This window comes from Streptomyces sp. NPDC102274 (genome assembly GCF_044766385.1).
Classification (GTDB): Bacteria; Actinomycetota; Actinomycetes; order Streptomycetales; family Streptomycetaceae; genus Streptomyces.
On record NZ_JBIWLW010000035.1, the window covers coordinates 28397 to 47281 of the forward strand.

Sequence of the window (18885 nt, forward strand, 5' to 3'; positions counted from 1 at the left end):
GGTCCCTGTCTGGGTGTCCCTGGGAGGTGTACCCATGACACGGGTCTGGTTGCCGAGCGGCCGGCGCCGCACCGTCAGCAGCATGAATGATCAGCGTGTTTCTCACTCACCCGGTCTGCGGGAGTGGCTCGGTCTGTTGGTGGTACTCGGGCCTGTACTGCTGGTCGCGATGGATGGTTCGGTCCTGTTCCTGGCCATGCCCAAGGTCGCCGAGGAACTGTCTCCGACTGCCGATCAGGCGTTGTGGATCCTGGACGTCTACGGATTCGCCGTCGGGTCGTTGCTCATCGCGTTCGGGAACATCGGCGACCGGTACGGTCGGCTGAAGTTGCTGATGACAGGCGCGGCGGCGTTCGGCGTCGGCTCGGTGGGAGCGGCGTTCGCAACCGGGCCGGAACTGCTGATCGCCTTCCGGGCGCTGATGGGCGTGGCAGGTGCCACTCTGCTGCCGTCGGCGCTGGCGGTACTCAGCGAACTGTTCACCGACCCACGTCGGCGAGCGCAGGCGATCGGGATCTTCGCAGCTACCTTCGCTGCCGGGTTCGCAATCGGCCCGGTCATCGGCGGACAACTGCTGAGCTGGTTCTGGTGGGGATCGGTCTTCCTGATCAATCTCCCTGTCGTCCTGCTGTTCCTGGTTCTTGCCCCGATCCTGCTCCGTGAGGTGCGCGCCACCCGAAGCGGCCGCATCGATGTCTTGAGCGTTCCGCTCTCCGCTGCGGGCATCCTGCTGACCGTCTACGCGATCAAGCATGCTGCCGTGGAGGGGCCGACCGCGACCGCGGTGGGCACGGGGATCGTCGGCATCGTCACCCTGGGTTGGTTCACCCGGCGGCAACTTCGCCTTGAGTTCCCGCTGATCGACTTCCGTCTCTTCCGCGACCGGGTGTTCACGATCGCGGCCATCACCGGGCTTCTGCCGCTGGCAGCATGGTCGGCAGTGGCCTACCTCGGCGGCATCTACCTCCAGTCCGTTCTTGGGCTGTCCGTCCTGGACGCGGCTCTGGTCGCGCTCCCCGGCGCCGCTGTGCTCACCGTCACCTGCATCGTCACACCGGCACTGGTCGCACGTATCGGCACACGCGCAGCGCTCATCACCTGCCACTTCTTCATCGCCGCAGGTCTTCTCCTGCTGTTGCCCACCAATGTCGCCGGCGGGATCGATTGGTACATAGCGTCCACCGTCATCGCCGGCATCGGCTACGGCATCTCCTTCAGCGTTGTCGCCGACACCGCCGTCGCCGCAGTTCCCGCAGAACGTGCCGGGTCCGCCGCAGCGATCGCCGAGACCAGCAACGAGATCGGCAACGCCCTCGGCATCGCACTCCTCGGCTCGCTGGCTGCCCTGATCTTCCGGCTCCAGGGACCTGACCTCGCCGACACCCTCAACGAGACACTCCGGATCCCCGGACTCGCGCCCGCCGTGATCGGAGACGCGAAGACCGCCTTCGTTACGGGTCTGCACGCCGCTGCCGTCATCGCAGGCATCCTCCACGGCGCACTCGGTGCATTTGCCCTGCGCCGGATACCGAGAACCCTCCTCGGCACAGGCGACGCCAGCACGGAGCCTTTGGCTCAGGACGCGGTCGATGGAAGCAGCGTTCGATGACCCATGCCAACTCCCCGCTCATGAGGGGCTCGGGGCTACTGGTCCGGCTCCGTGGGCGAATGGAGCGGCGTGTACAGCCATGCGGTCCCACCCGCCCACTCCTTCCAACCGTTGACGTGAATGCCCCGGAACGTCTCACGGTGGGTAGCCAGGTTCCCCCGCAGCCGGGCCCGGTCCGAAAAGTACGAACCGGGGCGCGCCCGGCGTGGACGGCGTGTCCGTCGACGCGGTGGCCGCTGCCGGGGTGGAAGAGTTCCTCCAGGGTCTGTCGGAGCGGTTGCGGACGCATACGTATCGTCCGTCGGTGCTGCGGCGGGTCCAGATTCCCAAGCCGTGGCGGCCGGGGGAGTTGCGGCCGCTTTCGACCCACCGTGGCGGACCGGGTGGTGATGACGGCCGCGAAACTGGTTCTCGAACCGGTCTTCGAGGCTGGGTTCACCGGCCGGCGCGGGCGGCATCGACCTGCCCGGCACCGTCTTGACCGATGCTTGCCTACCCTGGCGCAGGGCCCCGGCCCTCCCTTTCCACCGCCCGCCGTGCCTCGGCCACCACTTCGGGATCGGTGACGAAGTGGGTGTCCTGCTCGGCCGACGCGCCCCCGGCGCCGAGCGGTACCCAGCGGCCTCCCCGCCGGGGCAGCGCCCTGGTCTTGGCGGAGAGGTGGACGGCGGAGGCTCCGGCGGAGGTCAGGGCCGGGATGTCGGCGGGGCGAACCCCGCCGCCGGCCATCACCTGCACCCCGGCTGCGGCGGCGGCCATCGCGGCGATCGCCTCCAGCCCCTCGGCCGCGGTGGGGGCGCCGCCCGAGGTGAGGACCCGGGTGAGGCCGAGCGAGGGCAGCAGTGCGGCGGTGGCCACCGGGTCGGCGGACTGGTCGATGGCGCGGTGCAGTGTGATGTCCACCGGGCGGCCCGAGGCGCGGGCCGCTTCGGCGAGCCGGGCGACCGCCACGGTGTCCAGGGCGCCGTCGGCGGTCAGCGCGCCGATCACCACGCCACAGGCGCCGGAGGCGATGACGGACCGCACCTCGGCGGCCATCAGCGCGATTTCCTCCGCGTCATGGACGAAGTCGCCGGGCCGGCACCTGACCAGCACCTGCACCGGCAGCCCCTCCCGGGCGACCGCCTCCACCAGGGCTGCCGACGGGGTCAGGCCGCCCAGCTCCAGGGCGGCGCAGAGCTCGACCCGGTCGGCGCCGTTCTCCCGGGCGGCGCGGGCGCCGGCCGGTGAGGTGACGGCGATCTCCAGGGCGGGTCGTGTGGTCACTCGTCGTCCCCGCTCAGGGGCTGGTCGGAGGCGGGGATGAGGCGTGCCGACAAGTCGGGGTCGGTCATCTCGCGGTCGAAGGGGAACATCGGGCGGCGGATGCGGTGGTGGCCCAGGCGTACCAGGTCCTGGTCCACACCGCCGGGGGTGAGCGCCATCTTCCAGCCGACCGACATGTCGAAGAGCTCGGGCTCCAGGTAGCCGATCTTCACGATCACGATGTCGGCGCCGCGCGGGTCGAGGTCCAGGTCGGTGAAGTCGTGCTCGTGGTGGTAGGGCTTGCGGAGCTTGGTGAGGATCGCGTACACGCTGCCGACACGGATGACGACCTCGGTCCCGGCGTCGCGGTCGCCGTGCCGGATGGCGTGCACCACACCGGTCAGGGTGACCGGGCCCGCGTGCCGGTCGTCCACCTCGGCACCGGCGGTGACCGTGACGGTGGCGCCGGCACCGGCGGCGACGGCGGTCTCGATGGCGGCCGGTCCTGGCACCGAGGCGTAGATGACGGTCGGGCCGTCGTCCTTCTGGAACTCCGGGCGGGTCAGCAGCCGGGTCAGGCCCCAGGTCACGTCGCCGGCGCCGCCGGCGGTCGGGTTGTCCCCGGTGTCGCTGATGAAGTACGGGCGCTGGTCACAGGCCAGGGCCTCGTCCAGGATGCCGTCGAAGGTGCCGGTGGGGGCGACGAAGTCGAAGTCGTCGCGGGCCTTCCAGAAGCCCTGGGCCAGGCGCTCGGCACCGGCCGACACGGCGGCCTGATCGGTGCCGGTGACCACCACCACGGCGCGGTTGCGCGGTTCGTCGGCCCAGGCGTAGCCGACCCATATCGCGGCGTCGATCACGCCGTCCATGGCCTCGGCCTCGGCCACGGCCGCGTACACGCTCCTGGCCGGCTCGATCCGGGTGGAGGTCTGCTCGCCGGCCAGCAGCACCGGCAGCGGCACCCAGGCCTTGACCGGGCGGGGCGCGTCGGAGACCAGCAAGTCCACCAGGTTGCGGACGGCCCGCTCCTTGGTCTCCATGTGGTCCTCGTGCGGGGCCATCCGGTAGCAGGTGATCAGGTCGCTGCCGTGGACGAGTTCGCGGGAGACGTTGCCGTGCAGGTCCATCGAGGTGGAGATGATCACGTCGGGGCCCACGGTGGCGCGGATGCGTTCCAGCAGCACCGCCTCGGCGTCGTCGATGCCCTCCACTGTCATGGCGCCGTGGATGTCGTACCAGAGGCCGTCCGGCTTGGGCAGCGCGGCGAGCCGCTCGATCAGCTCGTCGGTCAGCTCGGCCCAGGCGGCGGCGGTGACGGTGCCGCCCGGCAGCGACTTGCCGACCAGGGCGCCGTGCCAGTCGGCTGCCTCGCGCAGTTCCTCACCGGGGGCCAGGAAGGGGTATCGGTCCAGCACCTCGGCGCCGCGCGAGGGGTGGAAGGCGGGGGCCTGGGTGCGAGCGGGAGAGAAGGTGGACGACTCGATGCCGAGTCCGGCGATGGCGATGACCGGGCGGGCTGCGGCGGTGCGGGATTGCGGCATGGCTCCTCGTAGGGGGTGGGGCGTCAGGAGTGGCGGGGCGCCGGGGCGCGGAACCGGTCGGTGGCCAGCTCGGTGCCGCCGACCTCGCGCAGGGCGTGGGCCAGGGCGCGCTGCAGGGCGAACTGTCCGGCGCCGACCAGTCCGGCGTCGGCGCCCAGGCTGGCCCGCTCGATGGTGAGGTGTTCGGTGACCAGAGGGTGACAGCTCTCGTAGAGCCGGCTGCGCACGGCGGCGACGAACGGTTCCAGGGTGGAGAGGATGCCGCCGAGGTAGACGGCGTCCGGGTTGAAGAAGTTGACGTTGGCCGCGAGCACCTGGCCGAGGTAGTCGCCGGCCCTGCGGACCGCGCGCGTTGCCTCCGGGTCGGCGTCGATGGCCAGCCGGGCCACGTCCTCGGGGCGGCTGATGTCGGCCCCGCGCTCGCGCAGGATGCGGACCAGGGCGGCGCCGGACGCCACGGTTTCCAGGCAGCCGGTGTTGCCGCAGGAGCAGGGGATGTCGCCGCCGCCGTCGATCCGGAAGTGGGTGATGTCACCGGCCGCGCCGGTGGCGCCCCGGTAGAGACGTCCGTCGACGATGACCCCGGCGCCGATCGCGGAGCCGATCTTCACCATGATCGTCTTCCGGTGCTCGGCGGGCCGTACGGTGTGCTCGCCGACCGCCATGCAGTTGGCGTCGTTGTCCACGGCGGCCGGGACGCCGAAGCGTTCCTCCAGCCAGGCGGTGACGGGGAAACGGTTCCAGCCGGGCATCCGGGACGGCAGGACGACAGAGCCCGACGCGATGTCCACCGGTCCGGGCAGCGAGAGCCCGACCCCGCGCAGTCGGCCCCGTCCGCGCTGCTCGGCCAGCGCCTCCAGGGTCTCGGCGAGCCGGGGTAGGGCCGCCTCGGGGCCGTCGGCGATCAAGAAGGGGACGGTCGAGACATCGGTCAGGCGGCCGCCGGGCAGCACCACACCGATCCGGGCGTGCCGGCCGCCGAGGTCGGCGGCGACGGCGAACTCGTCGTTGCTTCCCAGTCTCAGCACTTTGCGGGGGCGCCCGCCGGTGGAGGACTGGGTGCCCTCCTCGGCGATCAGCCCGCGCTCCACCAGTTGGGCCACGGTGTGGGAGATGGTGGAGGCGGAGACGCCGAGCAGTCCGGCGAGTTCGGCGCGTGACGAGGCCTGGCCCGATGCGACGAGTTCCAGGACCCGCGCGGCGAGGGCTGAGGTGCCTTTCGCGGCCTTGCGGTCCCAAGCACTTATTCCAGTCATGTACGAAGTAACTTCCGCAACGGTGTGTGTGGCGACGACAGTACGCCCGCCCTTCGCGCAAGGGAACAGTCCAGTGAAGGAAGTGAGCCGTCCCTGAACTCCATCAAATCGACCTAAATGCGCTCATAATTGAGGGGCGATCGAGGCGAGAGAACTTTCGTCGGATTCGCAGTAACTTACTTGTTACTCATTCTTGTTTGTTTCTTCGGCGTGTCCGGCGTTAGCTGTCGTGAACGCAGTGCCGGTCCTGCGGCGCCCGCCCGTCTCTGGGACACATACGGGCCCTTTCACCCTGAGGAGAATCATGTTCCCTGCTCACACGGCGAACAGCCGCCGCTGGGCCCTCGTCGCGGGCGCCGCTGCCACCGCGGGCGCTCTGCTGACCGGCTGTTCCGGCGGCGGCACCTCGTCGTCCGCCTCCGGCTCGTCGGACACCATCAACTACGCGCTGCCGGCCAACTTCACGCCGAACTGGATCCTCCCGGTCGGCACTGCCGCGCACCTGAACACCAACAACTCCTCCATATCCCAGTCCCTCTGGGAGCCGCTGATCGCATACGACGGCTCCACCGGCACGGTCGGCTGGAACAAGGACAACTCGCTGGCCACCGCCGCCGACTTCGCCAAGGACAGCAAGAGCGTCACGATCACGCTCGGCGACCGGCACTGGAGCGACGGCAAGCAGATCACCTCCCGCGACATGGAGTTCTGGTTCAACCTGGTCAAGGCCAACAAGGCCGACTGGGCCAGCTACAGCCCGGGCAAGGCGCCGGACAACTGGACCTCGCTGAAGATCGTCGACGACACGCACTTCACCATCACCTTCGACCAGGCGTACAACCAGCAGTGGATGCTCGCCAACGAGCTGAGCATGATCCGCCCGATGCCGCAGCACGTCTGGGACAAGACCAGCGACTCGGGCGCCGTGTCGGACCTCGACCGCACCGCCGCGGGCGCCAAGAAGGTCTGGACGTACCTGAACAACGTCGCCAAGAAGATCTCCGGCTACGCCACCGACCCGCTCTGGAAGACGGTCAGCGGCCCGTACACCATCAAGTCGTTCTCCACGGCCGGCAAGGTCGAGCTGACGGCCAACGCCAAGTACGACGGCGGCGGCAAGGCCAACATCAAGAACGTGAACCTGCTGCCGTTCACCACCACGGACGCCGAGAAGAACGCGCTCCGGGCGGGCACGGTCGACTACGGTTACATCAACGCCACCGACCTCGGCCAGGAGTCGTCCTTCGCTTCCAAGGGCTATACGGTGAAGCCGTGGTCCGGCTGGGCCATTACCTACATGCCCTACAACTTCAACAACCCCACCATGGGTCCGGTCTTCAAGCAGCTCTACGCCCGCCAGGCGATCCAGATGTCGGTGGATCAGACCACGCTCTCCAAGGTCGTCTTCAACGGCACCGCGGTCTCCACCTACGGCCCGATCCCGCAGGGCCAGAGCTCGTCCTTCGTCTCGTCGGAGCAGAAGAACAACCCGTACCCGTTCTCCACCACCAAGGCGAAGCAGCTGCTGACCGGCCACGGCTGGACCGAGCAGAACGGCACCATGGTATGCACCGCGCCGGGCACCGGCGACAACCAGTGCGGCGCCGGCGTGGACAAGGGCACCAAGTTCCAGATGCAGGTGCTCTCGCAGTCCGGTTCGACCGTGACCGACAACATGATGAGCGCCCTGCAGTCGTCGTTCGCCAAGACCGGCATCGACTTCACCATCAAGACCGCCCCGGTCAACTCGGTCCTCTCGCAGGCCGGCCAGTGCACGGCCGACCAGGCGGGCTGCAAGTGGCAGCTGTCGTTCTTCGGCACCGCGGGCAGCTGGTACTTCCCGGCCTACCCGAGCGGTGACTCGCTCTTCGCCACCGGCGGCGGCTCCAACTTCGGCAGCTACTCCAACTCCGCCGTGGACCAGCTGGTCACCCAGACCACCACCTCCTCCTCCGACGAGGCGGTGCAGAAGTACAGCGCGGCCCTGGCCAAGGACCTCCCGGTCGTCTGGCTGCCGGAGCCGGACTACCAAGTCTCCGTGGTCAAGAAGGGCCTGGGCGGCTTCGCCCAGGACTCGCTCGCCAACTTCCACCCCGCCATGTGGAAGTGGACGACCAAGTGAGCCCGGTCGGTGACCACGCGTACCACTGAGCCGAAGCGACCGGAAAACACATGACCACTTCCTCGTACCTGATCAGGCGAGTCCTCCAAGCCGTCGTGGTGATCGTCATCGTGACGATCGTGGTCTTCGGTCTGCTGCACGCCCTGCCCGGGGGTCCCGCTCGCGGGATCCTCGGCCCGCAGGCCACCGCGCAGCAGATCGCGTCCTTCAACCACGAGCAGGGCCTCGACAAGCCACTTCCCGTGCAGTACTTCTACTACCTGAACCAGCTGCTGCACGGCGACCTCGGAACCTCGTACACCCTCAATGAGCCGGTCTCCCAGCTCATCACCGAGCGGCTGGCCAAGACCCTGCTCCTCACCGCCCTGTCGGCCATCGTCGGCCTCGTGCTGGCCATCCCGCTGGGCATGTGGCAGGCCGTCCGGCGCAACAAGCCGGTCGACTACGTCATCACCACGCTGAGCTTCATCGCCTACTCCACGCCCGTGTACTTCCTCGGGCTGATCCTGGTGCTGGTGTTCAGCCAGGCGCTGCCGTGGTTCCCGTCCCAGGCCCCGCAGGGGGACACGCTCGCCCAGGTGTTCTCCGAACCGCAGGCGCTGGTGCTGCCGGTCATCGCCGGTGCCGCCTCGATGATCGCGGTGTTCAGCCGCTACATGCGGGCGGCCACCCTGGAGAACCTCTCCGAGGACTACGTCAGGACGGCGCGGGCCGGCGGTTCCCGCTCCCGCGCCATCCTGTGGCGGCACGTGTTCCGCAACTCGCTGACGCCTGTGGTCGCCATGCTCGGCTACTACGTGCCGGTGCTGTTCGGCGGCGCCCTGGTGGTCGAACAGCTCTTCAACTACCCCGGCATGGGCCTGCTCTTCTGGACCGCCGCGCAGTCCTCCGACTACCCGGTGCTGCTGGGCTGTGTGCTGGTCATCGCGATCGCCACGGTGGTCGGCACGCTGCTCGCCGACATCGTCCAGCGGATCATCGACCCCCGAGTGAAGGCAGGCCGGGCATGAGCGCCGTCATCCAGCCGGGCCAGGCGCCCGGCACGGCCACCGCCGCCGCCACGGCGTCCGGCTCCCGGCTCGCCGTCCGGCGCTTCCTGCGCAACCGGCTCGCCGTGGTCGGGCTCGGCGTCGTGGTCTTCTTCTTCCTGCTCTGCTTCGCCGGTCCGCTGGTGTACTCCACCGACCAGACCCACACGATGCTCCAGCAGGTCAACCTCGGCCCCAGCGGATCGCACTGGCTCGGCACCGACGCGGTCGGCCACGACGAGCTGGGCCGGTTGATGTACGGCGGCAAGGTGTCGCTGATCGTCGGCCTCGCCGCAGGCATCCTGGCCACCGTGATCGGCACCCTGTGGGGCGCCGCCGCCGGCTACGCGGGCGGCTGGGTCGACGCGGTCATGATGCGGATCGTGGACGCGGGGATCGCCATCCCGGCGCTCTTCATCCTGCTGGTGGTTTCTGCCATCACCACCCCGGGCCTGACCGGACTGATCGTCATCCTGGGCTTCGTCTCCTGGCTGGTGCCGTCCCGGCTGATCAGGGCCGAGACGCTCACCCTGAAGAACCGCGACTACGTCCTGACCCTGCGGGCCATCGGCGGGACGCACGCCCGGGCGATCACCCGGCACATCCTGCCGAACTCGGTCTCGACCATCATCGTCGCGGCCACCTTCCAGATCGCCGACGCCATCCTGCTGGTCGCCTACGTCTCCTACCTGGGCCTGGGCGTCCAGCCGCCGGCCACTGACTGGGGCGGCATGCTCTCGGCCGGTCTCACCGCCGCCTACTCCGGCTACTGGTGGCTCATCCTGCCGCCGGGCCTGGCCATCATCCTGGTGGTGTGGGCGTTCAACGCGATCGGGGACGGACTCCGCGACGCATTCGACGTGAGGGGACGCGGATGACCGCCACCCAGGGCTCCGCCGCCCCGCAGGCCGGGCCGATTCTCGAACTCGACGACCTCGGCGTCGTCTTCACCACCGAGACCGGCGAGGTGCCGGCCGTCCGGGGTATCTCCCTGCACGTCCGCCCCGGCGAGACGCTCGCCCTGGTCGGCGAGTCGGGTTCCGGCAAGTCGACCATCGCGCTGGCCGCGATGGGCCTGCTGGCCGGCAACGCCCGTGCCACCGGCAGCGCCACCATCGCCGGCAACCAGGTGGTCGGTGCCCGTGAGGCCGACCTGGCGGCGCTGCGCGGCAGGACCGTCGCCATGGTGTTCCAGGAGCCGGCCACCGCGCTGGACCCGCTGACCCGGATCGGCAAGCAGATCGCCGAGGTGATCCGCAACCACCGCGAGGTGTCCGCCAGGGACGCCGCCGCCGAGGCCGTCGAACTCCTCCGCAAGGTCGGCATCCCCGAGCCGGAGAAGCGGGCCACTGCCTACCCCTTCCAGCTCTCCGGCGGACAGCGCCAGCGGGTGGTCATCGCCATGGCCATCGCCAACGAGCCCGCCCTGCTGATCGCCGACGAGCCGACCACCGCGCTGGACGTCACGGTGCAGGCCGAGATCCTCGACCTGCTGCGCCGGCTCGCCGTCGAGACCGGCACCGGCGTCCTGCTGGTCACCCACAACATGGGCGTGGTCGCGGACTTCGCCGACCGGGTCGCCGTGATGTACCACGGCGAGATCGTGGAGACCGGTCCGGTCGAGGACGTGCTGCTCCGCCCGTTCCACGACTACACCAAGCGGCTGCTGGCCGCAGTGCCCCGGCTGTCGGTCGCCGAGGCGGGCCAGCCGGCGCCGTCGGCCGCCGCCACCCGCCCGGACACCGAGTCGGTGGTCGAACTCCGCGACATCTCGGTGGTGTTCGGCCATGGCAAGGGCGCCGTGCGGGCTCTGGACGGGGTTTCGCTCGCCGTCCACGCCGGGGAAACCCTGGGCCTGGTGGGCGAGTCGGGCTCCGGCAAGTCCACCGCCTCCCGGGTCGCGCTCGGTCTGATCCCGCCGAATTCCGGCACCGTCTCGCTGTTCGGCACCGACCTGGCCGGCACCCGGTCCCGGGCCCGCCGGGCGCTGCGGGCCGGTATCGGCGTGGTTCTCCAGGACCCGGTGGCCTCGCTGGATGCCCGTATGACGGTCGGCGAGTGCATCGCCGAGCCGCTCAGGGTGCACCGCCGCGGGCTCTCCGCCAAGGACCGCCAGGCCAAGGTCGCCGCCGTCCTCGACCGGGTCCGGCTGTCGCGTGATCTCGCCCGGCGTGCCCCCCGGGAGCTGTCCGGCGGTCAGCGCCAGCGGGTCAGCCTGGCCCGCGCCTTGGTCCTGGAGCCCCGGCTGCTGGTCGCCGACGAGCCCACCAGCGCGCTCGACGTGAGCGTGCAGGAGGCGGTGCTCGAAGTGATCTCCGAACTCCAGGACGAGCTGGGCTTCGCCTGTCTCTTCGTCTCCCACGACCTGGCCGTCGTACAGCACTTCGCCCAGCGCGTCGTGGTGATGCGGGCCGGCCAGATCGAGGAGCAGGGCGCCACCGGCGCGACCCTGCTGCACCCGGAGACCGACTACACCCGCCGGTTGCTGGCCGCCGTGCCGGTGCCCGACCCGGTGATCCAGCGCGGCCGCAGAGCCGAACGCCTGGCCACCCTCGCGGCCGGCCGGACGGAGGTCCAAGGGTGAGTTCTCATGACCGTATGCTCTTCGCCGGAGTGGACATCGGCGGCACCACCACCCAGGTGGTGCTCTGCGCCGAGGACCTGACCGTGCTGGACCGCGCCGAGGTGGCGACCCCGGCGACCGACGGCGGCCAGGCCATGATCGGCGCGGCCTTGGGCGCGCTGGCCCCGCTGCTGAAGCGCACCCCCGGCCGCCTCGCCGGTAGCGGGGTCGGCGCAGCCGGCGTAGTGGACTCCGCCACCGGCCGCATCCTGGTGGCCAGCGACTCCTTCACCGGCTGGGCCGGCTTCGCGGTGACGGACGCCGTCAAGGAGGCGCTGGGCGTCCCGGCTTTCCTGGACAACGACGTCAACGCCTTCCTCTACGGGGAGGTGTCCGGCGGCGCCGTGCGCGGCGAGTTGGACGTCCTCGGGATGACCCTGGGCACCGGGGTCGGCGGCGCCCTGTGGACCGGCGGCGCGCTGTTCGCCGGGCCGCACGGCGCGGCCGGCGAGATCGGGCACATCCCCGGCTTCGGCGATCTGCTCTGCACGTGCGGCGGCCGGGGCCATCTGGAGACCCTGGCCTCCGGCCGTTCCATCGGGGCTCGTTACGCGGACCGCACCGGCCGCCGGCTGACCGCCCGCGAGGTCGCTGAGGCTGCCGGCCACGGTGACCAGGACGCCCTCGCGGTGTACCGGGCCGCCGGTGCCGGGATCGCCCGGGCGATCGTGATGACGGCGGGCGTCGTGGACATCACCACGGTGGTGGTCGGCGGCGGGGTCAGCCGCGCCTGGCCCCTGCTGGAACCCCTCATCATGGCGTCGCTGGCCGCCGACCCGCCGGTCAGCGGCCACCCGGTCCGGCTGGTCAGGGCAGCCCTGGCTGCCGACGCGGTACCGGTCGGCGCTGCGGCCCGGGCCCGGCGGGAGCTGACGGCGAAGGTCGGGGTCTGAGGAAGCCCGGTCGCAGGCGCCACGAGCGAGCGCGCTCCGGTGCTACGAACCTACGTGTGTCGTAGCACCGGAGCAGGCTCTTCGCCACCCCTCCTCCGACGCCGGATGATCACCGTGTCATCCAGGAGACCGAGGCCTCCAGGATCGTGCCGCCGTGGAGTGAGGTGGGCCCCACCGCCGTGATGGCCGCGCCGAACCCGCTCCAGGGTCCCGCCTACCGCGAGCCGCAGACGCTGTCCTCGATCGCCCTACGGAGCGAAGGACGCCGTCGGCAGGACCATGGTGATCGCCGACGGCGGCTACCGGGGGCACCGGCCTGGTTGCCGTCGCGGTCGCGCAGCAGGAAGACGTGTTGAGCCCGGCGCCGGCCGTCATTGCGCGTGTGCTGGGACTGGTGGCCGCCGGCAGCCAGGCTCGGAAGTCCGTACCACAACCGCGCCGGAAGGCGAGGGGAACACCGGGGAACCACGGTGAAAGCAGCCCAGCCCGGCACGGCGGGATCAGCCGAACAGGCGGGAACCGAGCGGGTGCTGTTGGTCGAAGCCGGGGAGGATCAGGAAGGTCGCACTGGCGGTCGTGGTGGTGAAGGGCAGCAGTGCGTCGGAGGTGTCCATGCGGGTGAGCGTGGCCGTGAAGGTCCGCAGGTCGTTCTGGAAGCTGATGAAGAGCAGGCCGGGGGCGGGCTCGTCGGTGCTGTAAGAACGGCGGAGCATGAGGCCGACGCCGACCACGGTGGGGTTCGCCCTGCGCACGTGGGCGTCCACGGGTACGAGATAGCGTCCGTCGGGCGTCTTGGCGCCGAGTTCCGGACCCGAGGCGACGGTGCCGCCGGAGAGGGGTATGCCGCTGGCCCGGCGCCGCCCGAAGACCGCCTCCTGCTCGGCGACGGACAGGGCGGCGAACCGTGTCAGGTCGAGTTCCATGCGCCGCAGTACAGCCAGGGTGCCGCCGGCGACGGCAGGGGGCCCGGCCAGCCACAGGTCACGTCCTTGCTCGGCGGTCGTGTTCGGGCCCACGATGCCGTCGATGAAACCGAGCAGGTTGCGCGGTGCGGTGAGGCCCTTGGCGACGGACACGTTCGTACCGCGGCGTCCGGACTGCCGCCAGCGTTCGCGGATGCGGTCGCCGGCCTGGTCAAGGAGCGCGGCGGCGGCGACCGGTACGAGCAGCGCGTCGCTGGCGCAGATCTGTATCAGCAGATCACCGCCGCGTGCCTGCGAGGCGATCCGCTCGCGGGAGAACCGCGGGAGGTCGGCCGCGCCGGGCAGTGAAGCACCGGCCGTCCGCACCAGCCGCGGACCCACGCCGACGGTCACGGTCAGGTCACCCGGGGACAGGCCCAGCAGCCGCGGGTCGGACCCGGCGGTGAGGGTGCGGATGGCCTCGCCGAGTTCGGCCAGTAGCGGGCCGGGCGCCACCGCGGTGCCGAGGTCGGCCACCACGGCCAGCAGGTTGCGCTGGGCCGACTGGGGAAGCGTGACGCCCGCCTGATGCCGGCCTGTCGCCGGAACCGGCGTGGGCGTGGCCGCCGCGGCAGGGGCGGGCCGGTCCGGCTGGGCGGAGTCCCATGAGCACCCGGCGGTGAGACCGGCGGCCACCGTGGCGCCGGTGACATCGAGGAACGCGCGGCGTGACGGGTGGCGATCGGCGCGGTGCATGATGTGCAGGGTAGCCACACCCGCCTCGCGTCTGCCGCTCAACCTCCCCATTCCAGCGGGGAATTCGCCGTCGTGCCAGACTGGGATCATGTCTCGATCAGCTCTTCGCGTGATGGCGGCGGTACTGGGCGCACTGACGCTGGTGTCCGGCTGCAGTGGTGGCGGCGACGGCGACGACGGATCGGGCAAGGGCCGGCGGCCGGAGGGTGCACAGGTGACGATCCGTGTGCCCGGCGACGCCCCGACGATCTCGGATGCGGTGTCCCTGGCCCACTCCGGTGACCTGGTGCTGGTGGCTCCGGGTGTGTACCACGAGTCGGTGAAGATCGACACGGCTCGCATCACGCTGCGGGGCGAGTCCCGGGACAAGGTGGTCATCGACGGGCAGTTGCAGCGGCCGAACGGGGTGGTCGTCACGGCGCCCGGGGTGGCCCTGGAGAACCTGACCGTGCAGCACAACACGCAGAACGGGGTGCTGGTCACCGGATCGGCGGCAGCGGTCGCCGGGCTGCCGGGGAGCGGCGGCTACGACACCGGCGATGAACCCGTCAGCTTCCTGAAGTCGTTCCTGGTCTCGCATGTGACGGCGACCCGTAACGGTCTGTACGGCATCTACGCGTTCTCCGCGCAGAACGGTGTCATCGAGCACTCCTACACATCGGGCGGGGCGGACTCGGGGATCTATGTCGGCCAGTGCAAGCCGTGTCGGATCGTGGTGCGGAACAACGTCTCCGAACTCAACGCGGTCGGTTACGAAGGCACCAACGCCGGCGGCGACATGTATGTGGTCGGCAATCGTCTGGTCGGCAACCGCGTCGGACTGACCAACAACTCCGACCACCAGGAGAAACTGCTTCCGCAGCGCGACGCCGTCGTCGCCGGCAACCTGATCGCCGACAACCAGCAGACGCGGACCCCCGAACAGGCCGACGGCGGCTGGGGCATCGGTATCGGCGTCGACGGCGGCAGCGACAACCAGTTCATCCGCAACCGGATCACCGGCCACACCAACGCCGGGTTCGTGATCACCGCGACCGCCGACCTGACGGCGGACCGCAACCGGATCACGGACAACAACTTTACCGCCAACGGCGTCGACATCGGCTGGACGTTCCCCACCGCCACCCGCGGTCAGGGCAACTGCCTGCAAGGGAACGCGCTTCGGAGGACCGTACCCGCAGGGCTCGCGGACACCGCGTCCTGCCCGGTTCCCGCCACGTCACCCACGTCCTCCGGCAGCTGGGCGCGTCCGACGGCGCCCGCGGGCATCCCGTTCACCGACGTGGCCGCGCCAGGCCCGCAGCCGGAGTTCCCGCATGCCACCACCACAGGTGCCACCGTCGTGCCGGACGTTCCGGCGCTGCCGGACATCGCGGACATCGCGCTGCCGTCGGCGTCGCTGCTCGCCGCCGGTGCGCGGGTGCGGACCTCGTGAGCGGCGACTACGGCGCCGGCGTGACCGCGGGTACTGGCTGGACGGGGACGTACGTCTGGGTGTCGAAGTCGAAGACCACCGGCTGCGACTCGGAGGCGATACTGGCCTGAACCCGGTACATGGTGCCGTCCGAGTCGAGCCAGTAGCGCACGGTCTGTGACGTACTGGCTTTGGTATCGGCGTCCGGCCCGTCCATGATGTCCGTCTGATGGCCGTGCACCTTGCCCTGCCCGACCCATGCGGCGCCGTTCTGCGGCAGCAGTGCGGCGTTGTCCGGCCGGTCGTTGCCGAGGCGGAGCGCGATGGCCAGCGAGGTATCCAGGGTCATGCCGGATGTCTGCAGCTGACGGCTGTACCAACCGGACGCGGGCGGCGACGCCGGTGCGGCTGCCGGGGGGTCTGTCATGGGGTGGACGCGGACGGTGGTGGCCGTCCACTGGATCAGCCCGTCGCTGGACGTGTCGCGCCCGGTCCCGCGCACCACCCCGTAACCGGTGTGGGTGCGGTAATCGATGGATCCGGTGATCACCAGCCCGCCGGTGGCGTTCGGCACGGTGATCGTCACCGCCCGGCCTCCCGCCTGGTAGTTGAGGAACCGCGTGATCGCCAGCCGGTTCACCTCGTCCGAGGTCAACGCCCGCGGGGCGGTGGGGCCACCGCTGTTGCCGAGGAGGACGAAGGCGCTGATCGCGGCAGCCGTGATGCCGATGACGGCGGCTGCCATCCATCGTCGTCTTGGCCACCGGCGGCGCCGGCCCGCCTCGCGCCCAAGGAGACCCTGCTTGATGTCGATGCTCCGCGTTCTGATGCTCCGCACGCGGCGCGACTGTAACAGGTCTCCGCCGAGACATCATCAAACTCTGCGCTTGCCGGACATGACGTTCCGTAACTTGTAAACTCGCGCTGGAATTTGCCGAGTTGGCGTCAGTGTAGGACGAGGTAAAGGAATGCCATGCCATTACGTGGAGTGGTGCGGTTAGGGCTGTCCGGCCTCTTATTGGTGGGGGGCGGCACAGGTACGATCTTGAGCGGCGCAGGGCAGGCCAGCGCTTCGGCCTCTGACGGCACCCTGACCGTCGAGGTACTGCGGGACTTCTTCGGCACCGGCGTGATCAACTCGACCATGGACGTGCCGCAGCGGGGAATGAAGGTCGATGTCGCCGACCTCGCCGGCCATCACGTCACCGGTGTCACGGATGCCACCGGAAAGGTCATCGTGCCGCCGTCGAGCGAGCTGACCGGCGGCCGGTACCGGGTCGATGTCACCGTCCCGGCACCCTACAGCGACTATCTGCGGGCGGCGCCCGCCTCGACCGCGCCGAACCACTTCGACAGCTTCACCACGTTCGTGGACGTCTCGGACGGCAAGGACGACTCGGTGATCACCGGGGTCTGGGACCCGGCCGACTACGCACTGCCCGATTCCCGCTATTTCGTGCCGATCCAGAGCGGCGCCGGCGGGACGGACTCCCGGGCACTGGTGGCGTTCGGGACGGACGCCCGCGGTAACTGTCCCGACCAGCAGGCATGCCCGGAGGTGCTCAACACCCAGGACCAGGTGGGCACGACCTACGGGCTGGCCTACGACAAGTACCGCGACCAGCTGTTCCAGTCGGCGTTCGCCCGGCGGTACACCGAGTACGGGCCGGACGGCGGTGACGCGATCTACACCGTGCCGGCCGACGGCGGGGGCGCCCCGAAGCTGTTCGCGAAGGTGCCGGGCGCCACGGAGACGCCGCACGACACCGACAATCTGATCAAGGACGCCGGATTCACCGACGCACCGGGCAAGGAGAGCATCGGCGGCCTGACCCTGTCGGACGACGGCTCGACCCTGTACGCGGTGAACCTGCTCACCCGCAGTCTGGTCAGCTTCGACGCGACCGGGCCCACGGCCTCGGCGCCCGAGGCGACCGTGCCGATCCCCGACCCGGGCTGCGCGTCGGCCGAGGACTGGCGTCCGTTCAGCGTGGCCATCCACAACAACACCCTGCACGTCGGGGGTGTGTGCAGCGCGGAGAGCACACAGGAACGCACGGACCTGAAGGCCGTCGTTGCCACCTATGACGGCAAGCGGTTCACCACCGTGCTGTCCCAGCCGCTGACCGCCGAGCGCGGGAGCGTGTTCACCGGCAACTCCGGCAACGACCAGGTCAACCACTGGAACCCGTGGAACACCGACCTGGAGGACTGGGACACCTTCAACGTGAACGGCGCGATGATCGATCCGCAGCCGGAGCTGGCGAGTATGGCCTTCGCCCGGGACGGCTCGATGATCCTCGGCTTCCGCGACAGGTTCATGGACGTCGTGAGCTGGGGCGGGCTGGACCCGAGGCCGGGCAACAACACCCCGCAGAACGGCATGTCCGGCGGCGACATCAGCATGGCCTGCGCCACGCCCACCGGCGGGTACGAGTGGGAAGGCACCGGAAACTGCCCCGACCACGCCACGGACCCGACCGTTGACGGGGTCCAGCCCAGCAGCGTCGTCGAGTACTTCCCGGGTGACTTCTTCCCGAACGGCGGCTCCGCGACCCAGCCCGGGCCGCACCAGGAGTCCTCGCTGGGATCGGTCGCCTACATCCCGCAGCAGCAGTGGGTCGTCAGCACGCAGATGGACCCGACCGGCCAGGTCATCACCAACGGAACCGGCTACTACGACGTCGCCACCGGCCTCGGCCCCGGCAACGACCCGGCCGCCAACGCCTACCAGTTCATCGGTCCGAACGAGAACGGGTTCGGCAAGGCCGGTGGCCTCGGCGACATCGCGTACGCCGCGGCGAACGCACCGATCCAGATCGGCAACGTGGTGTGGTACGACGGCGACCACAACGGCATCCAGGACCCCGGGCATGTGCTGCTGCCGGATGCGACGATCAACCTGCTGGACGCCGATGGCAAGAAGGTCGCCACGACCACGACCGATGCCGCCGGCGAGTACTACTTCGGTGGTGTCGGCGCGGACTACGAGCTGACACCGGGCGCCAAGTACACCGTCCAGTTCGACGTGTGCACGGCGGACACCAGCGAGGTGCCGGGCCGGCCGGCCGCCACCGACCTGCGGTTCACCCTGCCGCGGGTCGGCGACGACCGGGTACATGACTCCAATGTGACCCCGCCGACCACCGGCCGACTGTGCAATGGGTACGCCCCGGTCACCGCACCGACCACGCCAGGAGGGGTTGATCACACGATCGACGCCGGCGTGTACATCCCGCAGGCGGCATCGCCGACACCCACGCCACCCGCATCCACGTCCCCGACACCGACACCGGTGCCGCCGACGGGCCCGGCGCCCAACACCCCGGCACCGGCCGGCCGGACACCGGGTTCACTCGCAAACACCGGTATGTCCGACCTGGGAGAGGTTCTCGCCCTCGTCGCCCTGCTGCTCGGTGCGGGTGCGGCAGTCGTCCTCGTCAGCCGTAAGCGGCGCGCCAGGCACCGCTGACACCCGAAACCCCCGACGGGCCGG

Annotated in this window: 13 protein-coding genes; 8 read left to right on the forward strand and 5 right to left on the reverse strand. The window is 70.2% G+C overall.

All coding sequences use genetic code 11. From position 1 onward, the window contains the following. The first annotated feature begins 82 nt into the window (after positions 1–82). Entirely contained in the window at positions 83–1609 is a 1527-nt protein-coding gene (locus ACIRQP_RS33760; RefSeq protein ID WP_403897102.1) for an MFS transporter, read from the forward strand. A gap of 492 nt (positions 1610–2101) precedes the next feature. Here ACIRQP_RS33760 and ACIRQP_RS33765 read toward each other — a convergent pair whose 3' ends face one another. From ACIRQP_RS33765 to ACIRQP_RS33775, 3 genes are read right to left on the reverse strand one after another with little or no spacing between them, the layout of a single operon-like run. Further along, positions 2102–2875 carry a copper homeostasis protein CutC gene (locus ACIRQP_RS33765; RefSeq protein ID WP_403897105.1) on the reverse strand — a complete coding sequence of 258 codons (774 nt, stop codon included), beginning with the start codon at positions 2873–2875 and terminating at the stop codon, positions 2102–2104. Further along, on the reverse strand, positions 2872–4395 hold the full coding sequence (locus tag ACIRQP_RS33770) for a M81 family metallopeptidase (protein WP_403897107.1): 1524 nt from the start codon (positions 4393–4395) through the stop codon (positions 2872–2874). The genes ACIRQP_RS33765 and ACIRQP_RS33770 overlap by 4 nt, the downstream gene beginning before the upstream one ends. Positions 4396–4418: 23 nt before the next feature. Next, positions 4419–5651, reverse strand: a complete 1233-nt coding sequence (locus ACIRQP_RS33775; protein ID WP_403897109.1) for an ROK family protein — start codon at positions 5649–5651, stop codon at positions 4419–4421. A 304-nt stretch (positions 5652–5955) separates the two neighbouring features. On the opposite strand from ACIRQP_RS33775, the gene ACIRQP_RS33780 reads away from it, so the two are divergent. The 5 genes from ACIRQP_RS33780 to ACIRQP_RS33800 are packed head-to-tail and all read left to right on the forward strand — an operon-like array spanning position 5956 to position 12317. Next, positions 5956–7773 (forward strand): peptide ABC transporter substrate-binding protein, encoded by a 1818-nt coding sequence (locus ACIRQP_RS33780; RefSeq protein WP_403897112.1) that lies wholly within the window; start codon positions 5956–5958, stop codon positions 7771–7773. A gap of 50 nt (positions 7774–7823) precedes the next feature. Further along, positions 7824–8783 (forward strand): ABC transporter permease, encoded by a 960-nt coding sequence (locus tag ACIRQP_RS33785; RefSeq protein WP_403897115.1) that lies wholly within the window; start codon positions 7824–7826, stop codon positions 8781–8783. Further along, positions 8780–9679, forward strand: a complete 900-nt coding sequence (locus ACIRQP_RS33790) for an ABC transporter permease (RefSeq protein ID WP_403897117.1) — start codon at positions 8780–8782, stop codon at positions 9677–9679. The genes ACIRQP_RS33785 and ACIRQP_RS33790 overlap by 4 nt, the downstream gene beginning before the upstream one ends. Next, positions 9676–11385, forward strand: coding sequence for a dipeptide ABC transporter ATP-binding protein (locus tag ACIRQP_RS33795; protein WP_403897120.1), 1710 nt, complete (start codon positions 9676–9678; stop codon positions 11383–11385). Before ACIRQP_RS33790 ends, ACIRQP_RS33795 begins: the two co-directional genes overlap by 4 nt. Positions 11386–11399: 14 nt before the next feature. Next, positions 11400–12317 (forward strand): ROK family protein, encoded by a 918-nt coding sequence (locus tag ACIRQP_RS33800; RefSeq protein ID WP_403897252.1) that lies wholly within the window; start codon positions 11400–11402, stop codon positions 12315–12317. A gap of 500 nt (positions 12318–12817) precedes the next feature. On the opposite strand, the gene ACIRQP_RS33805 is transcribed toward ACIRQP_RS33800, so the two are convergent. Continuing rightward, positions 12818–13975 (reverse strand): Dyp-type peroxidase, encoded by a 1158-nt coding sequence (locus tag ACIRQP_RS33805; RefSeq protein ID WP_403897122.1) that lies wholly within the window; start codon positions 13973–13975, stop codon positions 12818–12820. Positions 13976–14063: 88 nt separating this feature from the next. On the opposite strand from ACIRQP_RS33805, the gene ACIRQP_RS33810 reads away from it, so the two are divergent. Further along, complete coding sequence (locus ACIRQP_RS33810) at positions 14064–15410, forward strand: right-handed parallel beta-helix repeat-containing protein (protein WP_403897125.1); 1347 nt, start codon at positions 14064–14066, stop codon at positions 15408–15410. 7 nt (positions 15411–15417) lie between these two features. Here the strand turns inward: ACIRQP_RS33810 and ACIRQP_RS33815 are convergent, their stop codons facing one another. Next, positions 15418–16134, reverse strand: coding sequence for a hypothetical protein (locus ACIRQP_RS33815; RefSeq protein WP_403897127.1), 717 nt, complete (start codon positions 16132–16134; stop codon positions 15418–15420). Positions 16135–16362: 228 nt separating this feature from the next. Here ACIRQP_RS33815 and ACIRQP_RS33820 point away from each other — a divergent pair, with 228 nt between their 5' ends. Further along, positions 16363–18861 carry an SdrD B-like domain-containing protein gene (locus tag ACIRQP_RS33820; RefSeq protein ID WP_403897130.1) on the forward strand — a complete coding sequence of 833 codons (2499 nt, stop codon included), beginning with the start codon at positions 16363–16365 and terminating at the stop codon, positions 18859–18861. The last annotated feature ends 24 nt before the right edge of the window (positions 18862–18885 follow it).

Excerpts from the sequence above, each read along its gene's own strand:
- ACIRQP_RS33760 (WP_403897102.1), top strand. The coding sequence starts at position 83 with ATGAATGATCAGCGTGTTTCTCACTCACCCGGTCTGCGGGAGTGGCTC.
- ACIRQP_RS33785 (WP_403897115.1), top strand. The coding sequence starts at position 7,824 with ATGACCACTTCCTCGTACCTGATCAGGCGAGTCCTCCAAGCCGTCGTG.
- ACIRQP_RS33775 (WP_403897109.1), bottom strand. The coding sequence starts at position 5,651 with ATGACTGGAATAAGTGCTTGGGACCGCAAGGCCGCGAAAGGCACCTCA.
- ACIRQP_RS33810 (WP_403897125.1), top strand. The coding sequence starts at position 14,064 with ATGTCTCGATCAGCTCTTCGCGTGATGGCGGCGGTACTGGGCGCACTG.
- ACIRQP_RS33820 (WP_403897130.1), top strand. The coding sequence starts at position 16,363 with ATGCCATTACGTGGAGTGGTGCGGTTAGGGCTGTCCGGCCTCTTATTG.
- ACIRQP_RS33815 (WP_403897127.1), bottom strand. The coding sequence starts at position 16,134 with ATGGCAGCCGCCGTCATCGGCATCACGGCTGCCGCGATCAGCGCCTTC.
- ACIRQP_RS33805 (WP_403897122.1), bottom strand. The coding sequence starts at position 13,975 with ATGCACCGCGCCGATCGCCACCCGTCACGCCGCGCGTTCCTCGATGTC.
- ACIRQP_RS33800 (WP_403897252.1), top strand. The coding sequence starts at position 11,400 with ATGCTCTTCGCCGGAGTGGACATCGGCGGCACCACCACCCAGGTGGTG.
- ACIRQP_RS33770 (WP_403897107.1), bottom strand. The coding sequence starts at position 4,395 with ATGCCGCAATCCCGCACCGCCGCAGCCCGCCCGGTCATCGCCATCGCC.
- ACIRQP_RS33790 (WP_403897117.1), top strand. The coding sequence starts at position 8,780 with ATGAGCGCCGTCATCCAGCCGGGCCAGGCGCCCGGCACGGCCACCGCC.
- ACIRQP_RS33780 (WP_403897112.1), top strand. The coding sequence starts at position 5,956 with ATGTTCCCTGCTCACACGGCGAACAGCCGCCGCTGGGCCCTCGTCGCG.
- ACIRQP_RS33795 (WP_403897120.1), top strand. The coding sequence starts at position 9,676 with ATGACCGCCACCCAGGGCTCCGCCGCCCCGCAGGCCGGGCCGATTCTC.